The organism is Agromyces sp. NPDC004153 (genome assembly GCF_053603635.1).
Genome location: NZ_JBSGFY010000001.1, coordinates 754,894 through 775,495, shown reverse-complemented (window position 1 = coordinate 775,495; position 20,602 = coordinate 754,894). Strand labels below are relative to the sequence as shown.

At 71.9% G+C, this 20,602-nt stretch carries 19 protein-coding genes; 10 read left to right on the top strand and 9 right to left on the bottom strand.

Annotated elements, in window-relative coordinates; translation table 11 throughout:
- The first annotated feature begins 47 nt into the window (after positions 1-47).
- Together ACWEOH_RS03575 and ACWEOH_RS03570 are read left to right on the top strand one after the other, a co-directional pair.
- Positions 48-980: an aldo/keto reductase gene (locus ACWEOH_RS03575; RefSeq protein ID WP_452028311.1), complete on the top strand. Its 933-nt coding sequence runs from the start codon at positions 48-50 to the stop codon at positions 978-980.
- 53 nt (positions 981-1,033) lie between these two features.
- A complete protein-coding gene (locus tag ACWEOH_RS03570; RefSeq protein WP_452028309.1) occupies positions 1,034-1,879 on the top strand; it encodes an SDR family NAD(P)-dependent oxidoreductase in 846 nt (281 codons plus the stop codon).
- A gap of 15 nt (positions 1,880-1,894) precedes the next feature.
- Here ACWEOH_RS03570 and ACWEOH_RS03565 read toward each other — a convergent pair whose 3' ends face one another.
- Both ACWEOH_RS03565 and sigJ read right to left on the bottom strand, forming a co-directional pair.
- Complete coding sequence (locus tag ACWEOH_RS03565) at positions 1,895-3,034, bottom strand: Dyp-type peroxidase (RefSeq protein ID WP_452028307.1); 1,140 nt, start codon at positions 3,032-3,034, stop codon at positions 1,895-1,897.
- A 58-nt stretch (positions 3,035-3,092) separates the two neighbouring features.
- Positions 3,093-4,001, bottom strand: a complete 909-nt coding sequence (gene sigJ / locus ACWEOH_RS03560) for an RNA polymerase sigma factor SigJ (RefSeq protein WP_452028305.1) — start codon at positions 3,999-4,001, stop codon at positions 3,093-3,095.
- Positions 4,002-4,112: 111 nt separating this feature from the next.
- On the opposite strand from sigJ, the gene ACWEOH_RS03555 reads away from it, so the two are divergent.
- Both ACWEOH_RS03555 and ACWEOH_RS03550 read left to right on the top strand, forming a co-directional pair.
- Complete coding sequence (locus ACWEOH_RS03555; protein ID WP_452028304.1) at positions 4,113-4,550, top strand: hypothetical protein; 438 nt, start codon at positions 4,113-4,115, stop codon at positions 4,548-4,550.
- A complete protein-coding gene (locus tag ACWEOH_RS03550; RefSeq protein WP_452028302.1) occupies positions 4,547-5,311 on the top strand; it encodes an SDR family oxidoreductase in 765 nt (254 codons plus the stop codon). The genes ACWEOH_RS03555 and ACWEOH_RS03550 overlap by 4 nt, the downstream gene beginning before the upstream one ends.
- Before the next feature lie 4 nt (positions 5,312-5,315).
- Here ACWEOH_RS03550 and ACWEOH_RS03545 read toward each other — a convergent pair whose 3' ends face one another.
- The 6 genes from ACWEOH_RS03545 to ACWEOH_RS03520 form a co-directional block, all read right to left on the bottom strand.
- On the bottom strand, positions 5,316-6,104 hold the full coding sequence (locus ACWEOH_RS03545) for an SDR family NAD(P)-dependent oxidoreductase (protein WP_452028300.1): 789 nt from the start codon (positions 6,102-6,104) through the stop codon (positions 5,316-5,318).
- 173 nt (positions 6,105-6,277) lie between these two features.
- On the bottom strand, positions 6,278-6,727 hold the full coding sequence (locus ACWEOH_RS03540; protein WP_452028298.1) for a hypothetical protein: 450 nt from the start codon (positions 6,725-6,727) through the stop codon (positions 6,278-6,280).
- Positions 6,728-6,778: 51 nt separating this feature from the next.
- Positions 6,779-7,756 (bottom strand): NAD(P)/FAD-dependent oxidoreductase, encoded by a 978-nt coding sequence (locus ACWEOH_RS03535; protein WP_452028296.1) that lies wholly within the window; start codon positions 7,754-7,756, stop codon positions 6,779-6,781.
- Between the two features lie 154 nt (positions 7,757-7,910).
- A complete protein-coding gene (locus ACWEOH_RS03530) occupies positions 7,911-8,246 on the bottom strand; it encodes a hypothetical protein (RefSeq protein ID WP_452028295.1) in 336 nt (111 codons plus the stop codon).
- Positions 8,247-8,393: 147 nt separating this feature from the next.
- Positions 8,394-9,416: a 1-aminocyclopropane-1-carboxylate deaminase gene (locus ACWEOH_RS03525; RefSeq protein WP_452028293.1), complete on the bottom strand. Its 1,023-nt coding sequence runs from the start codon at positions 9,414-9,416 to the stop codon at positions 8,394-8,396.
- Between the two features lie 11 nt (positions 9,417-9,427).
- Positions 9,428-9,700 (bottom strand): hypothetical protein, encoded by a 273-nt coding sequence (locus tag ACWEOH_RS03520; protein ID WP_452028291.1) that lies wholly within the window; start codon positions 9,698-9,700, stop codon positions 9,428-9,430.
- A 209-nt stretch (positions 9,701-9,909) separates the two neighbouring features.
- Here ACWEOH_RS03520 and ACWEOH_RS03515 point away from each other — a divergent pair, with 209 nt between their 5' ends.
- The 3 genes from ACWEOH_RS03515 (at position 9,910) to ACWEOH_RS03505 (ending at position 15,818) form a co-directional block, all read left to right on the top strand.
- The gene (locus ACWEOH_RS03515; RefSeq protein ID WP_452028289.1) at positions 9,910-10,353 is read left to right on the top strand and encodes a VOC family protein; all 444 of its coding nucleotides are present in this window, start codon (positions 9,910-9,912) and stop codon (positions 10,351-10,353) included.
- 39 nt (positions 10,354-10,392) lie between these two features.
- Positions 10,393-11,916 carry an ATP-dependent DNA ligase gene (locus tag ACWEOH_RS03510; RefSeq protein WP_452028288.1) on the top strand — a complete coding sequence of 508 codons (1,524 nt, stop codon included), beginning with the start codon at positions 10,393-10,395 and terminating at the stop codon, positions 11,914-11,916.
- A 245-nt stretch (positions 11,917-12,161) separates the two neighbouring features.
- The gene (locus ACWEOH_RS03505) at positions 12,162-15,818 is read left to right on the top strand and encodes an RICIN domain-containing protein (RefSeq protein WP_452028287.1); all 3,657 of its coding nucleotides are present in this window, start codon (positions 12,162-12,164) and stop codon (positions 15,816-15,818) included.
- A 251-nt stretch (positions 15,819-16,069) separates the two neighbouring features.
- Here ACWEOH_RS03505 and ACWEOH_RS03500 read toward each other — a convergent pair whose 3' ends face one another.
- Positions 16,070-17,110 (bottom strand): LacI family DNA-binding transcriptional regulator, encoded by a 1,041-nt coding sequence (locus ACWEOH_RS03500; RefSeq protein ID WP_452028285.1) that lies wholly within the window; start codon positions 17,108-17,110, stop codon positions 16,070-16,072.
- 111 nt (positions 17,111-17,221) lie between these two features.
- Here ACWEOH_RS03500 and ACWEOH_RS03495 point away from each other — a divergent pair, with 111 nt between their 5' ends.
- The 3 genes from ACWEOH_RS03495 to ACWEOH_RS03485 all read left to right on the top strand — a co-directional run bounded on the left by ACWEOH_RS03495 (position 17,222) and on the right by ACWEOH_RS03485 (position 20,581).
- Positions 17,222-18,160, top strand: a complete 939-nt coding sequence (locus tag ACWEOH_RS03495) for a carbohydrate ABC transporter permease (protein ID WP_452028283.1) — start codon at positions 17,222-17,224, stop codon at positions 18,158-18,160.
- Positions 18,161-18,300: 140 nt separating this feature from the next.
- Positions 18,301-19,146: a carbohydrate ABC transporter permease gene (locus ACWEOH_RS03490; RefSeq protein ID WP_452031834.1), complete on the top strand. Its 846-nt coding sequence runs from the start codon at positions 18,301-18,303 to the stop codon at positions 19,144-19,146.
- Between the two features lie 97 nt (positions 19,147-19,243).
- The gene (locus ACWEOH_RS03485; RefSeq protein ID WP_452028282.1) at positions 19,244-20,581 is read left to right on the top strand and encodes an ABC transporter substrate-binding protein; all 1,338 of its coding nucleotides are present in this window, start codon (positions 19,244-19,246) and stop codon (positions 20,579-20,581) included.
- Positions 20,582-20,602: the final 21 nt, after the last annotated feature.

Sequence of the window (20,602 nt, the reverse complement as noted above, 5' to 3'; positions counted from 1 at the left end):
CCGCGGCGGCGTCGCCGCGGCATCCGCCCACCCGACCCAGGAGCACCATGAAGACCATCACCCTCGGCGCCGACCTCGCCGCCCCCAACGTCGTGCTCGGCCTGATGCGCATCTCGAAGATGAGCGACGAGGCCGTGCGCGAGCTCGTCGGCACGGCTCGCGACGCCGGCATCGACTTCTTCGACCACGCCGACATCTACGGCGACGAGCTGCACGGCTGCGAGCGCCGCTTCGCCGAGGCGATGCAGCTGACGCCGTCGGAGCGCGAGCAGGTCACGATCCAGTCGAAGGCCGGCATCGTGAAGGACGGCCCGTACTTCGACTTCTCGTACGAGCACCTCATCGAGGCGGTCGAGGGGTCGCTGCGCGCGCTGCAGACCGACTACCTCGACATCCTGCTGCTGCACCGGCCCGACGCGCTCGTGGAGCCCGACGAGGTCGCTCGCGCCTTCGACGAGCTCGAGGCCGCGGGCAAGGTGCGCGCGTTCGGCGTCTCGAACCACACGCCGGCCCAGATCGACCTGCTCAAGAAGTCGGTGGGGCAGCCCCTCGTCGCCAACCAGCTGCAGCTGTCGATCACGCACTCGCCGATCATCGCGCAGGGCGTGGCCGCGAACATGCAGGGCACCGACCAGGCGCTCACCCTCGACGGCGGCGGCATCGTCGACTACTGCCGCCTCAACGACATCACCATCCAGGCGTGGTCGCCGTTCCAGGCCGGCTTCTTCAACGGCGTGTTCCTCGGCTCGCCCGACTACCCCGAGCTGAACGCGGTCATCGACCGGCTCGCCGCGAAGTACGACGTGCCGACGATCGCGATCGCGACCGCATGGATCACGCGCCACCCCGCCGACATGCAGGTCGTGCTCGGCACGACGACGCCCGAGCGGGTCGCCGCGGCGGCGCAGGGCTCGGACGTGCCACTGACGCGGCCCGAGTGGTACGAGCTCTTCCGCGCCGCCGGCTACCGCGTGCCCTGACAGGGGATCGCCCGATGGGGTAGGTTGCCGCTCGAGGCAGCGAGGAGGGTCGCATGCGCGCATCGGGCGGCACCTACGTCATCACCGGCGCCACGAGCGGGATCGGGCTCGAGGCCGCGCGGCGTCTCGCCGCGACCGCCGACCGGCTCGTCGTGCAGGGCCCCGAGCTCGAGGGCGCGGCAGGCGACGCCGTAGCGCGGATCGCCGCGGGGTCGAGCGCTGACGTCGTGTACGTGTCGTGCGACTACGGCCGGCTCGCCGACGTGGTCGCCGGGGCATCCGCGCTCGCCGAGGCCGCGGGCGCGCCGATCGACGGGCTCGTGAACAACGCCGGCGTGCCCGGCGCCGACCGTCGCCGCACGACCGGCGACGGGCACGAGCGCACCCTGCAGGTGAACTACCTCGCGATGGTGCTGCTCACCGAGCTCCTCGAGCCCCGCCTGGCCGACGGCGCTCGCGTCGTGAACCTCGCGTCGGCGACGCACGCGATGGCGCAGCTCGACCTGCCCGACCTCGAGCTCCAGCGCGGCTACTCGCCCGTGCGCGCCTACGCCCGCTCGAAGCTCGCGATCGTCATGTACACGCGCTGGCTGGCCGGGCGGATGCCGCGGGGCATCACCGCCGTGAGCATCCAGCCGGGCGTCATCGACACGGGCCTGCTGCACGCGATGTTCGGATCGATCGGCGGCTCGGTCGGCACCGGAGCCGACAGCATCCTCGCCGCGCTCGCCGCGGATGCGCACGGCGGCGAGTACTACGACGAGGGCCGGCTCGTGCAGCCCAGCGCCGAGGCGCGCGACGACCGGCTCGCCGCCGACCTGATGGCGCGCACGCTCGACATGCTCGCGCCGTTCCTCACGGGCTCGGGCGTCGATGCGGCGAGGCGGTCGACCGGCTGACTCCCGGCCGCGTCGTCAGCCCGGGCCGTCGGTGCCGGGCTCGGCCGTCGTCGCGGGCCCGGCCGTCGTCGCGGGCCCGGCCGTCATCGCGGGCCCGGCCATCGTCGCGGGCTCGGCCGTCGCTGCGGGCCAGGCCGTCGTCGGCGCACCAGCGGCCGGCTCCGACGGGTACGCGGGTGCGGACGCGGCATCCGATGCTGCGTTCTCGTCGGCGAGTCCCCGGAGCACCGGGTTCGACGGCGCGAAGAACGTCGTGCCCGTGACGGCCCGCGACACGTCGAGGATCCGGTCGTGGAACCCCGCCGGCTGCCCGATGAACATGCGGTGAATCATGAGCTGGATGACCCACAGCCGGCGCGAGTAGCCGATGAAGTACGTGCCGAACTCGCCCTGGCCGGGCCGGCCGAAGGGCATGTTGTCGCGGAGGATCTGCAGCTCCTCGCCGTCGTCGCCGGCGATCGTCGTGAGCGTCTTGTGCGCGAACTGCGGGCCGGGCGCGTCGTCGAGCTCGACGTTGTCGAGCTTCGTGCGCCCGATCACGGCCTCCTGCTCGGCCGTCGAGAGCCGGGCCCACGCCTCGAGGTCGTGCAGGTACTTCTGCACCACGACGTAGCTGCCGCCCGCGAAGTCGGGGTCCTCGTCGCCGATGAGCGTCATCTCGGGCAGCTCGGCGCCGATCGGGTTGGCCGTGCCGTCGACGAAGCCGAGCAGGTCGCGAGCGTCGAAGTAGCGGAAGCCCTGGGTCTCGTCGACCACGGATGCCGCGTCGCCGAGCTCGTCGAGCAGCAGGCGCTCGAACTCGAAGCAGAGATCCTGCCGCTCGGCGCGGATGTGGAACAGCAGGTCGCCCGGCGTCGACGGCGCGGCGTGCACGGCGCCGGCCACCGCCGCGAACGGGTGCAGCTCGCTGGGGCGCGCGTCGGGCGAGAGCCGGTCCCAGAGCTGGCGGCCGATGCCGACGACGCACGAGAGGTGGCCGTTCAGGTCGCGGAACCCCACCGTCTTCACGAGGTCGTCGATGCCCGACACGACGTCGCGCACGGTCGCGAGCGCCGCGTCGCCGTCGGCCGCGCTCAACACCAGGAACACCGCGAACTGCGACAGCGGTGCGTCGACCTGCTGCGCATCGATCGGAACACGCTCGCCACCCTGCATCCGCCGCACCTCCCAGGGTGCCCACCCTACCGACGGCCGAGGGCTCGCGGCATCCGGATCAGGCGTTCCAGAGGCCGAGCTTCTCGGGGTTCCGCATGATCCAGACGCGCGCGACGCGGTCGTCGCGCACGTCGAGGACGGCGACGCTGTGGATCACGTCGCCTTCGCCGAACGCGAGCGTGAGGCCGTCGGCGGTCTCGTGCAGCGACACCGTGAGGGTCGCGCCGAGCTTCGCCAGCTGCCCCAGGATGTACCGCCCGACGTGGTCGGGGCCGAGCACGGGCCGTCGCGCGGCCGACGCGAGCCCGCCGCCGTCGGAGATCAGCACGACGTCGGGGTCGAGGAGCGGGAGGAGCGCCTGCAGGTCGCCGGTGCCCGCCGCTTCGGTGAAGGCGAGCACCACTGCATCGTGCTGCTCGCGAGGCGCGGATCCGGCGCGCCGCTCGCGCACGTGCCGGCGCGCGGTCGAGGCGAGCTTGCGGCACGCGTCGGGGGAGCGCCCCACGACCTCGGCGATCTCGTCGAACGGCATCGCGAAGACGTCGTGCAGCACGAAGGCCACCCGCTCGGCCGGCGTGAGCGACTCCAGCACGATGAGGAGCGCGGTGGCCACGGACTCGTCGAGGGTGACGCGATCGAGCGGGTCGGTCGAGGGCGGGGTCGCGAACATGCCCGTGCCGCCGGGCAGGGGCTCGGGCAGCCACTCGCCCACGTAGCGCTCCCGGCGGGCGCGTGCTGAGCCCAGCTGGTCGAGGCAGACGCGGCTCGCGACGCGGGTCAGCCACGCCGCGGGGTTCTCGATCGCGTCGCGTTCGGCCGGCGACATCCGGTACCAGCGCGCGTACGTCTCCTGCACGGCGTCCTCGGCGTCGGCGACCGTGCCGAGCATCCGGTACGAGAGGCTCATGAGCATGCCGCGCTCGGCTTCGAGCGCCGCCTCGTCGAACCCCTCGGGTGCCGTCGTCATGCCCCCACCTTCCCATCGGATGCCGCATCCGTCCTCTCCTGTCCGACGAGGGATGGCCGCCCGATGTGAGCGCCGACGTCACATTCCGGGGGCCTGCGCCGTCGAAGGGGTGTGAACACGAACTGGAGACGCGGCATCCTGTGGGCCCTCAACGCGCTCGGCGCGTTCGTCGGCGCCTGGGCGCTCGCCGCACCGCGCAGCTTCTACGACGCCTTCCCGTTGCCCGGCGTCTTCGGCGCCTGGGTCGCGGGCGACGGCCCCTACAACGAGCACCTCGTGCGCGACGTCGGCTCGCTCTACCTCGCGCTCGTCGCGGCGGGCGTGGTCGCGGCGCTCATGCGCCGGGCGGATGCCTCGATCGCGGTCGGCGTGGCCTGGCTCGTGTTCTCGGTGCCGCACCTGGCCTACCACGTGGGGCACCTGCATGGGCTCGCGCCGCTGGACGCGATCGCGCAACCGATCGCGCTCACCGCGACGCTCGTGTTCGCAATCCCCTTGTGCCTGCCACCGCGGCGGCGCACGGTCAGGGAAGGAGAGGACGCATCATGAGGATCGCAGTCGCCGGAGGAACCGGCACCGTCGGACGATACGCAGTGGAGGCCGCGCGCGAGCACCGGCACGAGGTCGTCGTGCTCACGCGCTCGAACGGCATCGACCTCGTGACGGGCGACGGACTCGACGCGGCGCTTCGCGGGGTCGACGCCGTCATCGACACGAGCAACATGATCACGACGTCGACGAAGAAGGCCACCGCATTCTTCACCACCGTCACGCGGAACCTGCTCGCAGCCGAGGAACGGGCGGGCGTGCGGCACCACGTGAGCCTGTCGATCGTGGGGGTCGATCGGGCGCCCTACGGCTACTACGCGGCGAAGCTCGCGCAGGAGCATGCGGTCGAAGCCGGATCGGTGCCGTGGACGATCCTGCGCGCGATGCAGTTCCACGAGTTCGCCGGCCAGATGCTCGACGTGCTCACGGTCGCGGGGATGCACCTCGCGCCCCGCGGGCGTTCGCAGCCCGTCGCGGCGCGGGAGGTGGGCGAGCGGCTCGTCGAGCTCGCCGAGGGCGAGCCGATGGGACACGGGCCGGAGATCGCGGGGCCGCGCCGGGAGCACCTCGACGACATGGTCCGCAAGTACGCCCACGCCACGGGCGTCAAGGGTCCGGTCGTGGCCGTCTCGCTGCCGGGCAAGCAGTACGCCGCGATGCGTCGCGGCGAGACGCTGCCCGGCCCCGACGCGACCATCGGACGCCAGACGTTCGACGAGTGGCTCGCCGAGCAGGCGAGTGCGCCGCATCCGGCAGGCTGAGCCCTCAGCGCTCCTCGGGGTCGGCGCCGCGGACGGCGCGGCCGCCGTCGACCGGGAGCACCGTGCCGGTGACGAAGCTCGCGGCATCCGACAGCAGGAAGGCGACGACCTGCGCGACCTCGGTGGCGTCGCCCTCGCGACCGAGTGGATGCAGCGCCGCGACCTGCCGCTCGACGGCGGCGCGCACGTCGGCATCGAGCGAGTCGAGCAGGTCGCCGTAGCGCTCGGTGCGGATCGTGCCGAGCGCGACGGCGTTGCAGCGGATGCCGTCGGCACCGTAGTCGACGGCGACGGCGCGGGTCAGGCCCTCGATCGCCGCTTTCGCCGTGGCGTAGGCGAGCGCGCCGCGCACCGGCCGCTGCCCCTGGTGCGATGATACATTGACGATCGAGCCGGCCACGTCGGTGCGGCGGAACTCGCGGACCGCCGCTGCGCATCCGGCCACCGCGAGCCGCAGGTTCGCCTGCACGGCCGCGAGGATGGCGTCCCCGCCGGCGTCGTGCAGCCACGCGTCGTCGAAGACGGCCGCGTCGTTGACCCAGCCGTGCAGGCCGCCGAGCTCCCTGGCCCGTTCGACGGCGGCGTCGAGCACGCCCTCGTCGCCGGCGTCGCCGACGACCGTGGCCGCGCGCGGCGGGTCGCCCGTCGTGGCGAGCGCGGCGGGGTCGTCGAGCCATTCGGCGGGCGTCGTGTCGACCACCACGACTGCGTTCCCCTCGGCGAGCAGGAACTCGGCGATGCGGCGCCCGATCCCCCCGGCGCCTCCCGTCACGACGTGTGCGCGATGCGGCATCCGCATGCCGTAATGCTCGGCGAGGTCGCCGTGGGCCGCAACCCCTTGCGTCTCAGCCGGCGGCGGGGCCGAGCCAGGCCTCGAGGATGCGTGCGCGCAGCGCGTTGCCCCGCTCGGCGAACACGCGTTGCCGGCGCACGTACTCGGCCTTGCCCTCGGGTGTCTCGAACGGGTCAGGCGTCCTCGTCCGCCGCGGCGAGCTCCTCGGGTCGACGACCGCGGCCGACCGACCAGCCGAGGATCGCCATCTTCAGCGCGAGGAGGAATCCGCCGAGGGTGATGGGCGTGAGCTCCCGGTCGGGCTCGGCGAGGGAGTCGCGCCAGACGCGCTCGAGCGGGGAGCCGATGGTCATGATCGCGCCGAGCACGCCGACCAGCCGGGCGAAGAACACCGGCGGTCGCCGCCCGATGAGGAGGATGAGGGTCGCGACGCCCTGGACCACCAGCATCGGAGTCGGTGCGGAGAGCGCCGTGCCGTCGATCCAGTGCCGCTGTCGGAGCTGCGCGCTCGGTCGTGGCTCGACGAGGGGCACGTCGGCCACGCGTCCCTCGCGGAGCGCCTTGCGCAGGCCGGCGATGCCGAGGATGAGCTGCACCAACGAGACGAGTCCGAGGATCCGCATGGCGCCATGCTGGCATCGGACTCGGGCGGCGGCAAGGGGCCCCACGTCGCGTCAGGTCGTCGTGATCTCGTCGCCTTCCGTGTGGGACTGGACCGCCCGCCGGATGTCCTCGTCGACGAGATCGGCGTTGATGCCGGTGCCCGCCAGCGACCCCGAGGCCATGGCCCACGGGACCGACGAGCGAGCCGACACGACGTTGCCGGCGGCGTACAGCCCGCGGACGTTCGTGCGTCCGTATTCGTCGACGAGCACCCAGTCGGCGCCCGAACTGCGGATCGCCCGTGCCCGGAGGTCGCGGAGCACGGCGTCGTTCGGCACGGGGCGGGGCGCCACGAACACGACGTCGGCATCGCGCATGCTCCCGTCGGCGAGGCGGATGCCGCGGACGCCGCCGTCCTCGTCGGCGTCGAGTCGGGCGACGGCCTGCTCCTCGATCGCGATCCCCCGTGCGACGAGCTCGGTGCGCGTGCGCTCGGGCAGGATCCCGCCGTTCGCGTAGTACGTGACGTCATCGGCGACCTGTCGCATCAGCTGGGCCTGGTGCGGGTCGAGCGACGGCGTCGCGAGCACGGCCACGCGCCGGTCGCGCGCCTCCCAGCCGTCGCAGTACGGGCACATCACGACGCCGACGCCCCAGAGCTCGGCGAGGCCCGGGACGTCGGGCAGCTCGTCGACCAGCCCGGTCGCCACGAGCACGCGGCGCGTGCTGTGGTGTTCGCCCGTGTCGAGCACCAGCGTGAACGCCGGATCCTCGCGGTCGTCGACGGTCGTGGCGGAGGCGACCGATCCCGAGGCGACGGTGACGTCGTAGCGGACCAGCTCCGCGCGCCCGGCGGCGAGCAGGTCGTGCGGCGACGTGTGATCGCGCCCGAGCACGCCGTGCATGTGGGCGGCGACGCCGTTGCGAGGTCGGTTGCCGTCGACGACGAGCACCCTCCGACGTGAGCGCCCCAGTATCAGTGCGGCGCTGAGTCCGGCGCTCCCGCCGCCCACGATGACGACATCCCACTCTGCGTGCGCCTCACTCATGTCGCCCCATTTCCGGCCACGGTCACGCGGCTGCTGTCGATCTCGGACCCGCCACGCGACTCGCGGCGCTCGCGCATGCTAGCAGCGGGCGGTCGTCGCCGTCGCGAGCGTCGCGGGCCTCGCGGTCGGCGCGGTCGCGCGACGCTGCCACGCGTCAGGCCGGCGTGATCTCGTCGACGAAGCCGTGCGCCTCGCCGAGGATCACCCGCCAGCGCTCGGGACCCGCGTCGTAGGGCACGACGGCCCACTCGCGCATCGGCCGGCCGCGCATGACCATGTTGTCGAGGCCGAGCTCGTCGACGCGCTGCTCGGACAGCTTCACGACGAGATCGCCCGCGGTCGACGCGAACGCGAACATCCTGCCGCGCACCGAGAGCGCCTCGGAGCCGAACATGCGCGTCATCGCGACGTCGGGCCGCGTGAGCAGGTCGCCCCCGACGTCGGCCAGGCGCTCGAGCGCTCGGGCCCGCTCGGGGTTGGGCTTCGCCATGCCGCGATGCTACGCCCGACCTCCGACACGGGCGCGCGGCATCCGATCACCGGACGACGAGGGCGGAATCGGCCGGCGCGAGGCGCCCGACGCGAACGATTCCGTCCCCTCGGCCGAGCGAGCGACGCGGCGCGCCCGCGGCATCCGTCAGTGGTACCGGCCGCTGTAGGCGTTGAGCGCGGGCTGGCCGCCGAGGTGGGCATAGAGCACGTTCGAGTCCTTCGCGATCGCACCCGTCGTCACGAGCTCGATGAGGCCGGCCATCGACTTGCCCTCGTAGACGGGGTCGAGGATCACGCCCTCGAGGCTGCCGGTGAGCCGCAGCGCTTCGTCGGTCGACTCCACGGGGATGCCGTAGTGGTCGCCCGCCCAGCCCTCGAGCACGGTGACCTCGTCGTCGCGCAGGTCGCGTCCGAGGCCGATGAGCTCGGCCGTGTTGCGGGCGATGCGCCCGACCTGGTCACGGGTCTCGTCGATCGTCGCGGACGCGTCGATGCCGAGCACCCGGCGGGGCCGGCCGCTGAAGTTCTGCTCGAGGTCGGCGAAGCCGGCGATCATGCCGGCGTGCGTCGAGCCCGTCACCGAGCACACCACGATCGTGTCGAAGAAGACGCCGAGCGCCTCCTCCTGCGCGGCGACCTCGTGCGCCCAGTTCGCGAAGCCGAGCCCGCCGAGCGGGTGATCGGATGCCCCGGCCGGGATCGCATACGGCGTGCCGCCCGCCGCCTCGACGTCGGCGATCGCCTGCTTCCACGACTCGCGGAAGCCGATGCTGAAGCCCGCGGGGGAGAGGCGAACGTCGGCGCCCATGAGCCGCGAGAGCAGGATGTTGCCGACGCGGTCGTTCACCGAGTCGGGCCAGTCGACCCAGTGCTCCTGCACGAGCACGCACTTCAGGCCCAGGTGCGCGGCGACGGCCGCGACCTGGCGGGTGTGGTTGGACTGCACGCCGCCGATCGAAACGAGCGTGTCGGCGCCCTTCGCGAGCGCGTCGGGCACGAGGTACTCGAGCTTGCGGGTCTTGTTGCCGCCGAACGCGAGGCCGCTGTTCACGTCCTCGCGCTTCATCCAGACGCGGGCCCCGCCGAGGTGGGCGCTCAGCCGGTCGACGGGGTGGATCGGGCTCGGCCCGAACGTCAGCTGGTGACGGGGGAAGTCGGCGAGGGCCATGGTTCTCTCCTTCAGGGGGTGGGGGTGACGGATGCCGCGGGCTCGCCCGCGTTCACGTCGTCGACGGCCTCGTGATCGTCGTCGTCGGCCTCGAGGTGGAGCAGCCGACCGAGGGTCGACCAGTTCGAGCAGCAGCGGGTTCGCGCTCGCCCGCACGGCGACCTCGTGGAACCGGTCGTCGGCCACGATCGCTGCCGGCCGCTGACGATCGCGTCGCGCAGCTCGCGAGAGCCGTCGTCGCGCAGCGAGGTCGGGCGCTCGGCACGAGCGTCGGGGTGCAGCATGCAATATATTGCAGTCGAGCCGGGACGCGGAAGTCAAGTCGAGGCGGACGCCCGGCTCGAAGCGGACGCCCGGCTCCAAGCGGACCGCCTCAGGTCCGCGAGAGGTCAGGCGTCGAAGGTCGTCGACGTTCGCATCCGAGAGGCCGATGCCGTGTGGATGTCACCGCCCCGGCGTACCGTGTGCGGCATCCGACCAAGGAGGCATCACCATGGCGAACCTCGTCGTGCACTTCGAGATCCACGCGACCGAGCCGCAGCGGCTCGTCGACTTCTACTCCGAGCTCCTGGGGTGGAGCTTCCAGCAGTACGGCGAGACCTACTGGGTGATCGACACCGGCGAGGGCTCGATCGGCAACGTCGCTGGGCAGCCCGGCATGGGCATCAACGGCGGGCTGACCAAGCGCGAGGGCCCGGCGCCCGAGATCGGCGCGCCGGTCAACGGCGCCAACTTCGTGGTCGGCGTCGATGACATCGACGGCCTGATGAAGCGGGGCATCGAGTTGGGCGCCACCGAGGCGCTGCCGGCGACGGACTGGCCAGGGATCGGCCGGGGCGGCTACCTGATGGACCCCGACCACAACGTGTTCGGGCTCATCTCGCCGGTGCTCTCCGACGGCACGGTCGCGATGGGGGAGGGCGCGGAGCCGGCATAGTCCCCCACCCGTGTCGGCGGGCGGTGGGAGACTGGCCGGGTGCTGCTCGATGAGCTCGTCACCACGTCCGACACCGTCGCCGCCACGCGCTCCCGGCTGGCCAAGGTCGACGCGCTCGCCGCGTTGCTCGTGCGGCTCGAGCCCGACGAGATCGCCCCGGCGATCGGGTTCCTCGTCGGCAAGCCGCGGCAGGGGCGCGTCGGCGTCGGCTGGCGCAGCGTCGCCACCGTGATGGGCGAGCCCGCCGAGACGCCGTCGCTCACGGTCGGCGACCTCGACGCGCTCCTCGACCGGCTGCGCGCCACCGCGGGCACCGGCTCGGCCGCCGATCGCACGCGCGACCTGCGCGAACTCACGTCACGCGCGACCGAGCGCGAACAGGGCTTCCTCGCCAAGGTGCTGCTCGGCGAGATGCGCACCGGCGCGCTCGAGGGCGTCGTGACCGACGCGATCGCGCGCGCCGCGGAGCGCCCGGGCGACGTGGTGCGGCGTGCGGCGATGCTGTCGGGCGACCTCGGCGAGACGGCGCGGCTCGCGCTCACCGGCACCGAGCAGGAGCTCGAGTCCGTCGGCCTCGAGGTGGGCCGGCCCGTGCTGCCGATGCTCGCGGCGACGGCCGCCACTGCGTCGGCCGCGCTCGCGACGACGGGCGAGGCATCCGTGGAGTACAAGCTCGACGGGGCGCGCATCCAGGTGCACCGCTCGGGCGACGACGTGCGCGTCTTCACGCGCAACCTCGCCGACATCACGCACCGGCTCCCCGAGGTGGTCGAGGTCGTGCGGCGGATGCCGGTGCGCGACGTCATCCTCGACGGCGAGACGCTCTCGCTCGACGAGGACGGCGCGCCGCGCCCGTTCCAGGAGACGATGTCGCGGTTCGGTGCGGATGCCGCGCGCGAGACGCTGCTGCATCCGTGGTTCTTCGACGTGCTGCACGTCGACGGGCGCGACCTGCTCGACGAGCCGCTCTCGACTCGGCTGGCCGAACTCGAGCGCGTGGCCGCGGGGCACCGCATCCCCGGCGAGGTCACGTCGGATCCCGAGGTCGCCGAGCGGGTATCGCGCGACGCGCTCGCCGCCGGGCAGGAGGGCGTCGTCGTGAAGGCGATCGCGTCGCCGTACGCCGCGGGCCGGCGCGGGTCGAGCTGGATCAAGGTCAAGCCCGTGCACACCTACGACCTCGTGGTGCTCGCCTGCGAGTGGGGCTCGGGCCGACGCACCGGCTGGCTGTCGAACCTGCACCTCGGCGCACTCGATCCGACCGGGGAGTTCGGCGAGCCCGGCGACTACGTGATGGTGGGCAAGACGTTCAAGGGGCTCACCGACGAGCTGCTGCGCTGGCAGACGGAGTACTTCCAAGAGATCGAGGTGCGCCGCACGGCCAACACGGTGTGGGTGGCGCCGACCACGGTCGTCGAGATCGCGATCGACGGGGTGCAGCGCTCGACGAGGTATCCGGGCGGCATCGCGCTGCGGTTCGCCCGGGTCAAGCATTACCGCGACGACAAGCGCCCCGAGGACGCCGACACGATCCAGACGCTGCGCGGGCTGCTGCGGGGCTGAGACCCCCGCGCCGCTGCGGCGTCACGCCGGACGATTTCGGCGCGAACGCATGAGAATCCAGTGCACGGCAGCCCGGAGCGGGACATCGGGCGGAATCTCATGCATCTCGCCGTGACCGAAGCCCATGAGACATCCGCCGTCGCGTGCCTTCCCAATGTTGACGTCAACATGTATCGTCGTGCGCGAGCGTGTTGACGTCAACACACTCGCACCACCCACTTCGACGGCGAAAGAGGACGACGTCAATGACGATGTCTCATGGCAGACGACGACTCACCGCGCTCACCGCGAGCGCCGCACTCACGGGTGCACTGCTGGCCGTGCCGATCGCCGCGGCGGCTCCGGCCTCCGCGGCGGACGGCACCACCATCACCCCGAACCCCGCGTACGCGGGCGAGGCGTTCGAGGGCTGGGGCACCAGCCTGGTCTGGTTCGCGAACGCGACCGGCGGCTACCCGGAGGAACTCCGCGAGGAGCTCTACCAGGCGGTCTTCGGCGAGGACGGGCTCGACCTCAACATCGCGCGCTACAACATCGGCGGCGGCAACGCGTCGGACGTGCAGGACTACCTGCGTCCGGGCGGTGCGGTCGACGGTTGGTGGGCGGCGAACCCGACCGGCGACGCCGGCACCTACGGCGGCGTCTCCACGACGTACGCCGACCGCAATGCGCTGCTCGCCGCCTGGAACGCCGACGACCCCGCGTCGTACGACTGGGACGCCGACGAGACGCAGCGCTGGTGGGTCGAGCGGCTCGCCGCCGACGACCAGATCACGCACTGGGAGACGTTCGCGAACTCGGCGCCGTACTTCATGACCGAGAGCGGCTACGTCTCGGGCGGGTTCAACGCCTCGTCCGAGCAGCTGAAGCCCGCCGCGCAGGCGCAGTTCGCGACCTACCTGGTGAACGTCACCGAGCACGTCGAGGACGAGTACGGCATCGACGTCGACACCATCGACCCCTTCAACGAGCCGAACACGAACTACTGGGGCACCACGCTGAGCAACGGCAAGCCGGTCGGCGGGCGCCAGGAGGGCATGCACGTCGGTCCCGCCCGTCAGGTGCAGCTCATCGACGCCGTGCGCGCCGAGCTCGACGACCCGGCCACGACGACCGACGCCGGTCTCGCCGCCATGGACGAGACGAACCCCGGCACCTTCGCGACGAACTGGGCCGGTTACCCGGCCGCGACCCGCGACACGGTCGACCGCATGAACGTGCACACGTACGGCACGTCGGGCCGGCTGACCGTGCGCGACCTCGCCAAGCAGGCCGACACCGACCTCTGGATGAGCGAGATCGAGGGCAACTGGGTGAGCGGCAACAACCCGCTCAGCATCGAGAACGGCCTCGGCATCGCGAGCCGCATCCAGGACGACCTGCGCGAGCTCGAGCCGAAGGCGTGGGTGCTCTGGCAGCCCGTCGAGGACCTCTACAACATGGAGCCGCAGGCGGAGAACTCGAACTGGGGCTCGATCTTCATCGACCTCGACTGCGCGCCCTACCAGGAGGCCGACGGCACCGTCTGGAAGTCGGTGCGCCGCGTGGCCGCCGCAGGCGGCGACTCGACGACGGTCGCCGAGTGCGGGGTGTCGATCAACTCGAAGTTCAACACCATCCGCAACTTCACCAAGTACCTCCACGAGGGCGACCACCTCATCGCGGTCGACAGCACGTCGAGCACGGCGGCCGTCCGCGGTGACGGCACGGGTGCGACGATCGTGCACAGCAACACCGCGGCATCCGAGCGCCTGGTCACCATCGACCTGTCGAACTTCGGCGACATCGCCGAGGGCGCCACGGTCACGCCGGTCACCACCACGCAGGCGAACTCGCTCACCGACCCGACCTCCAACGCGCTCGTGCAGGGCGCCCCGGTCGCGATCGACCGCGAGGCGCGCACCGCGACGCTGACCGTGCCGGCGAAGTCGGTCACCACGTTCGTCATCGACGGCGTCTCGGGTGTCGCAGCGGATGCCCCCGCGCTCCGCGACGGCCACCGGTACCAGTTCGTCGGCGCGCAGAGCGGCAAGGCGCTGAGCGCCGGCACGACGGGTGCGGCCACCACGATCCGAGACCTGGCGACGGATGCCGCGGCGGCGGCGCCGCAGGCGTGGACCGTGCACGAGGTGGCCGCGGGCGATCGCGAGGCGACCCGACGCGTGGTGCTGGAGGCATCCGATGGACGCGTGCTCGGCGCGACGAGTGCCGGCACCGACCTGCGCAGCGTGGGCGTCGACGCAGCCGCCGGCAACGCCGCGACCCGCTGGGTCGTGAACACCACCGACGGTCGCACGTACTCGCTCGTCAACGAGCAGCTCGGACTCGCGCTCGACGTGAACGGGCAGTCGACCGCGAACGGCGCGACGGTCGGCGTGTACGGCTCGAACGGCGGCGCCAACCAGGCGTGGGATCCGCGCGACCTCGCGCCGCTCGCCGGTCAGAGCGTCGCCGCGCGCACGCAGGCGGGCGTCGTGCCGGTGCTGCCCGAGACGATCGTGCCGCGCTACGCGTGGGGTGCGGGCGTTCCGGTCGCGGTCGCGTGGCAGCTGCCCGACGAGGGCGCATGGGCGACGACCGGGCGCGTCGAAGTGCCCGGTACCGCGACCGATGTGTTCGGCCAGGCGATCGGGGTGACGGCGCTCGTCGACGTCGGCGGCCTCACCGCATCCGACCCGGTGTCGATCACGGTGGCCGCGGGCGCAACGCTCGCGGCGGTGCAGGCCGCAGCGCCCGCGACCGTCCCGGCGCGCGTCGGGGCATCCGAGAACGCCTTCGACGTGCCCGTGACGTGGGACTGGACAGGCGTGACGGATGCCGCGTTCGGCGAGGTCGGCGTCGTGCGGGTGATCGGCGCGGCATCCGCCGACGGAGCCTCGCTGGCCGCGACGCTCTCGGTGCTCGTCACCGAGGGGACGCTGCGCAACGTCAACCCCGACGCCGGCACGACGGCCGCGGCGAGCTCCACCGAGTCGGGCTACCCGGTCGACCGCACGCGCAACGGCGTGCTCGGCGACAAGGGCTGGTCGAACTGGGTGGCGTCGAACAAGCCGACGCAGTCGACGCTGACCTACCAGTACGCGGCGGCGCACCAGGTGCAGCGCGTGGCGGTGCAGTTCTACCGCGACGGCACGACCAGCTGGGCGCAGACGATGCAGGTGCAGGTGCGCGGCACGGAGGGCGCGTGGGTTCCGGCGCCCGGCTGGGAGTCGTTCACGCCCGTCGTGTCCCCGGCCGACGGCAGCGCGCCGACCGTGGTCGCCGAGTTCGCGCCGGTCGCGGCGACGGGCGTGCGCGTGATCATGAATGCGTACGCGAACACGCACCTCATCGTGTCGGAGGTCGAGGTGTCCGAGGCCGTGCCCGCGGCCGCGTCGGAGGCCGAGCTCGCGGTGCTGCGCCTCGACGGCGAGACGATCGACGGGTTCGAGGCGGCGACGCTCGACTACGAGGTCGACGTCGAGGGCGGGCGCCTGCCGGTGGTCGACGCGATCGCGGTCGACCGGGCCGCGACCGTGCGGGTCACGCAGCCGACGACCGCGAACGGCGGCGTTGGGACGGTCGTCGTGACCTCGGCCGACGGCATCGCGCGCACGGAGTACTCCGTGACGATCCGGCGGCACGCGGTGATCGACGGGCTCGAGCTCGCCGACCGTCCGCGGGTGGGCACGCCATCGTCGGCGGTCGGCACGCTGGACCCCGCCGACGGCGAGATCGCCTACCAGTGGCTCAGCAACGGCGAACCCATCGAGGGTGCGACGGATGCCACGTACACGCCGGTCACGAGCGACGCGGGCAAGCTGCTCAGCGCGCGCGTGACGGTCTCCGCCGACGGCGTCGAGCCGGCGACCGCCGAGACGCCGGCGCAGCGGATCCTGGCGGCGAACTCCGCCAAGCCCTGATCCGGTGCCGCGAGGGGCGGTCGCTGCATCCGCGGCGGCCGCCCTTCGGGCTGCGCCGGGCCTGTCGTACTCGGGCCGGGTCTGTCGGGCTGGGGCCGGCCCCGAAATGCATGAGATTCCGCGACTTGGGCGCCCAGCACGGGGCATCCGCTGGATTCTCATGCATTTCGAGCCGGCGGGCGGCGCAGGAGTCGTGCAGAGCGCGACGGGCCGGCGCGGATGCCGCGCACCCGGGGTGCCCTGCGCGGGCGTCAGGCCTGCGGCGCCGCGGTGCTCTCGCGCACGATGAGCTCGGTGGCCACGAGCGTGCTGTCCTCCTGCTCGCCCGACTCGACCTCGTGCAGCAGCGCCTCGACCGACCGGCGGCCGACCTCGCCGAAGAACTGGCGCACGGTCGTGAGCGGCGGCCAGAAGCTGCGCGACTCCTCCATGTCGTCGAACCCGACGACGCTGACCTCGTCGGGCACCGCCCGACCGGACTCGTGCAGCGCGCGCAGCACGCCGAGCGCCATCTGGTCGTTCGCGGCGAAGATCGCCGTGACCCCGGGGTTCCGTGCGAGCTCGAGCCCGAGCTCGTGGCCCGACTCGCTCGACCAGTCGCCGACGACGACGGGCGGCACCTCGGCGCCGTGGGCGCGCAGCGTCGCCTCCCACGACTCGCGCCGGTGCGTCGCCGAGTACGAGCGCTCGGGGCCGGCGACGTGCCAGACCGTTCGATGGCCGAGCTCGAGCAGGTGCTCGGTCGCGAGGCGGGCGCCGTGCGCCTGGTCGGTGTCGACGACGGGGTAGCGGTCGCGCGCGGTGGAGTCGACCACGACGACCGGCAGGCCCGCGGGCAGCACGACGTCGTTCTCGTCGAGCAGGTGCGCCTCGACGATGATGATGACGCCGTCGACCGCCTCCTCGCTGAGCCGGTCGAACGCGACCGAGACCTCGCCCTGCGTCGGGTGCGGCACGGGGATGAGGGTGATCGAGTAGCCGGCGTCGGCCGCGGCGATCGCGATGGCGTCGAGCGTGCGCATGTTGCCGAAGCTCGAGAGCGTGAACATGATGACGCCGATGCTGTGGAATCTGCCCGAACGCAGCGCGCGGGCCGCGCTGTTGGGACGGTAGCCGAGCTTGCGCATGGCCTCGAGCACGCGCTCGCGCGTCTCGGGGTCGACGTTGTCGCGGCCGTTGGACACGCGCGAGACCGTCTGGCCCGACACGTTCGCTTCGCGGGCGACGTCGGCCATGGATGGCCCGCGCCGGCGGCCGGGCGCGGCCTGCGCTGGGGTGGTGACGGTCGTCATCGGTGCTCCTTCGTGACTACATCATGCCCCGTGGCTTGCATGTTCACGTCAACATGCTATCGTGGCCCCACTGCATGTTGACGTGAACATGCCCGCGATTGGAAGTGTTCGATGACAGCGACGTCCGCACCGGCACCCCCACGCGGTGCCACGGCCTCCGAGGCCCCGCGCATCCGATCCCGAGCCCGCAGCGAGTGGAAGGGCCTGGCGTTCACGGCCCCGTTCCTCATCGTGTTCCTGCTCGTGTTCATCGCACCCGTCGCCTACTCGGCCTACCTCAGCCTCTTCCGCGAGCAGCTCGTCGGCGGCAACGCGTTCGTGGGCCTCGAGAACTACCTCGAGTTGTTCACCGACCCGCAGTTCTGGGAGGGCTTCGGGCGGGTGGCGCTGTTCCTGCTCGTGCAGGTGCCGATCATGCTCGGCCTCGCGCTCGTCGCGGCGCTCGCCATCGACAGCGCCCGCCTGCACGCGTCGGGCTTCTTCCGCATCGTGATCTTCCTGCCCTACGCGGTGCCGGCCGTCGTTGCCGTGCTCATGTGGGGCTTCATCTACGGCGACAACTTCGGGCTCGCGGCGAACATCAACGACTGGCTCGGGTCCGACGTGCTCACGCCGTTCGCCCGCGAGTGGATCCTCGTCTCGATCGGCAACATCGTGACCTGGGAGTTCGTCGGCTACAACATGCTGATCTTCTACTCGGCGCTCAGGGTCGTCCCCACCGACCTCTACGAGGCCGCCGAGCTCGACGGCGCAGGCCCGATCCGCGTCGTGACCGGCATCAAGCTGCCCGCCCTGCGCGGCGCGATCGTCATCGCCACGATCTTCTCGATCATCGGCAGCTTCCAGCTCTTCAACGAGCCGAACATCCTGCGCACGCTCGCGCCGAACATCATCACGACGTACTTCACGCCGAACATGTACGCCTACAACCTCTCGTTCAACGGTCAGCAGTACAACTTCTCCGCCACCGTCGCGATCGTCATGGGCGTCATCACCGCGGTCATCGCCTACGTCGTCCAACTCCGCGGTTCGCGGAAGGAGGAGCGATGAGCACCACCGCCGGGACCCTGGGCACGGATGCCGCGGGCACCGCCCGCCCCGAGGCATCCGTCGCCCCCACCGCCGCCGCCTCGAGCGCGCGCTCCGCACGCACCGCACGACCCGGACGCCCGGCCCGTCGCCGCAGCTCGCTGCGACCCCGCAAGTCGGTGGCCTTCACGCTCATGATGTCGATCCTCGTGATCTACAGCCTGCTGCCGCTGGCCTGGCTCGTGATCAACGCCACGAAGACCCAGAGCGGGCTGTTCTCGAGCTTCGGCCTCGCGTTCGGCGACGAGTTCGTGCTGTTCCAGAACATCTGGGAGACCCTGACCTACCGCGACGGCATCTTCCTGCGCTGGTTCGGCAACACGCTGCTCTACGTGATCCTCGGCGCCGGAGGCGCGACCCTGCTCGCCACGCTCGCGGGGTACGGCCTCGCGAAGTTCCGCTTCGCCGGGCGCCGCGCGATCTTCGCGGTCGTGCTCGGCGCGATCGCCGTGCCCGGCACCGCGCTCGCCGTGCCGACGTTCCTCATGTTCAGCCAGCTGGGCCTCACGAACACGCCGTGGGCGATCATCGTCCCGTCGCTCATCAGCCCGTTCGGCCTCTACCTGATCTGGGTCTACGCCGTCGACTCGGTGCCGACCGAGATCCTCGAGGCCGCCCGCATGGACGGCGCGGGGGAGTTCCGCACGTTCTTCACGATCTCGATCCGACTGCTCGCGCCCGGCATCGTGACCGTGCTGCTCTTCACGGTCGTCGCGACCTGGAACAACTACTTCCTGCCGCTGATCATGCTGAGCGACCCGACCTGGTACCCGCTCACGGTCGGCCTCAACCAGTGGAGCGCGCAGGCCACGGGCGTCAGCGCCCAGCCCATCTACAACCTGGTGATCACGGGCTCGCTGCTCACGATCATCCCCATCGTCGTCGCGTTCCTCGGCCTGCAGCGGTTCTGGCAGTCGGGGCTCAGCGCCGGAAGCGTCAAGCAGTGACCGAGCGGCACGCATGACCGACCCCACCCCCCAACCCGCTCGACCGGAGCGTCCTGCCCCGGACCACATGGCACAACGAAGTGAAGGGAAGCATCACATGGCCATCCCCCGTTCCGCCGTCCGGCGGACCCTGACGATCGCGGCCGCCGCGTTCGCGATCGGCTCGCTCGCCGCCTGCTCCTCGGGTGGCAGCACCTCGGGCGGCGGCAGCGCCGACGACCTCGACGTCGCCCTCGAAGCCGGTGGCAAGCTCACCTACTGGAGCTGGACCCCGAGCGCCGAGGCGCAGGTCGCCGCGTTCGAGGAGGCGTACCCGAACGTCGACGTCGAGCTCGTCAACGCCGGCACCAACACCGAGGAGTACACGAAGCTGCAGAACGCGATCAAGGCGGGCTCGGGCGCGCCCGACGTCGTGCAGATCGAGTACTACGCGGTGCCGCAGTTCGCGCTCTCCGACGCGCTCGTCGACCTGAGCCAGTACGGCCTCGACGACCTCGAGGACCAGTACAGCGCCTCCACCTGGGGCGCCGTGAACGTCGACGGCAAGCTCGTCGGCCTCCCGCAGGACTCCGGCCCCATGGCGCTGTTCTACAACAAGGCCGTCTTCGACCAGTACGGCATCGCCGTTCCGACCACGTGGGACGAGTACGTCGCGGCGGCGCGCCAGCTGCACGCGGCCGACCCGACGAAGTACATCGCCTCCGACACCGGCGACGCCGGCTTCACGACGAGCATGATCTGGCAGGCCGGCGGCCGTCCGTTCACGATCGACGGCACCGACGTGACGATCGACCTCGCCGACGAGGGCACCCAGAAGTGGACCGGCGTCTGGAACCAGCTCGTCGAGGAGGACCTCCTCTCGACCACGCCCGGCTGGACCGACGAGTGGTACAAGGGCCTCGGCGACGGCTCGATCGCGACGCTCGTGACGGGCGCGTGGATGCCCGGCGTGCTCGAGTCGAGCGTCGCGGATGCGGCCGGCGACTGGCGCGTGGCGCCGATCCCGACCTACGACGGCACGCCGGTCTCGGCCGAGAACGGCGGCGGTGGCCAGTCGGTCACGACCCAGTCGAAGAACCCGGCGCTCGCCGCGGCGTTCCTGCGCTGGCTGAACAGCGACCCGGCCTCGATCGACGTGTTCCTCGAGAGCGGCGGCTTCCCGTCGACGACCGCGGAGCTCGAGGACCCCGAGTTCCTCTCGTACGAGTCGGACTACTTCGGCGGCCAGAAGATCAACGAGGTGCTGACGCAGGCGTCGAAGGACGTCTCGGAGGGCTGGTCGTACCTGCCCTACCAGGTGTACGCGAACAGCATCTTCGGCGACACCGTCGGGCAGTCCTACGCGAACAAGGCCGACCTGAACGAGGGCCTCGCCGAATGGCAGCGCCAGCTCGTCGACTACGGCAACGAGCAGGGCTTCACCGTCAGCGAGTAGTCGCAGACCAGCGAGGCCGGT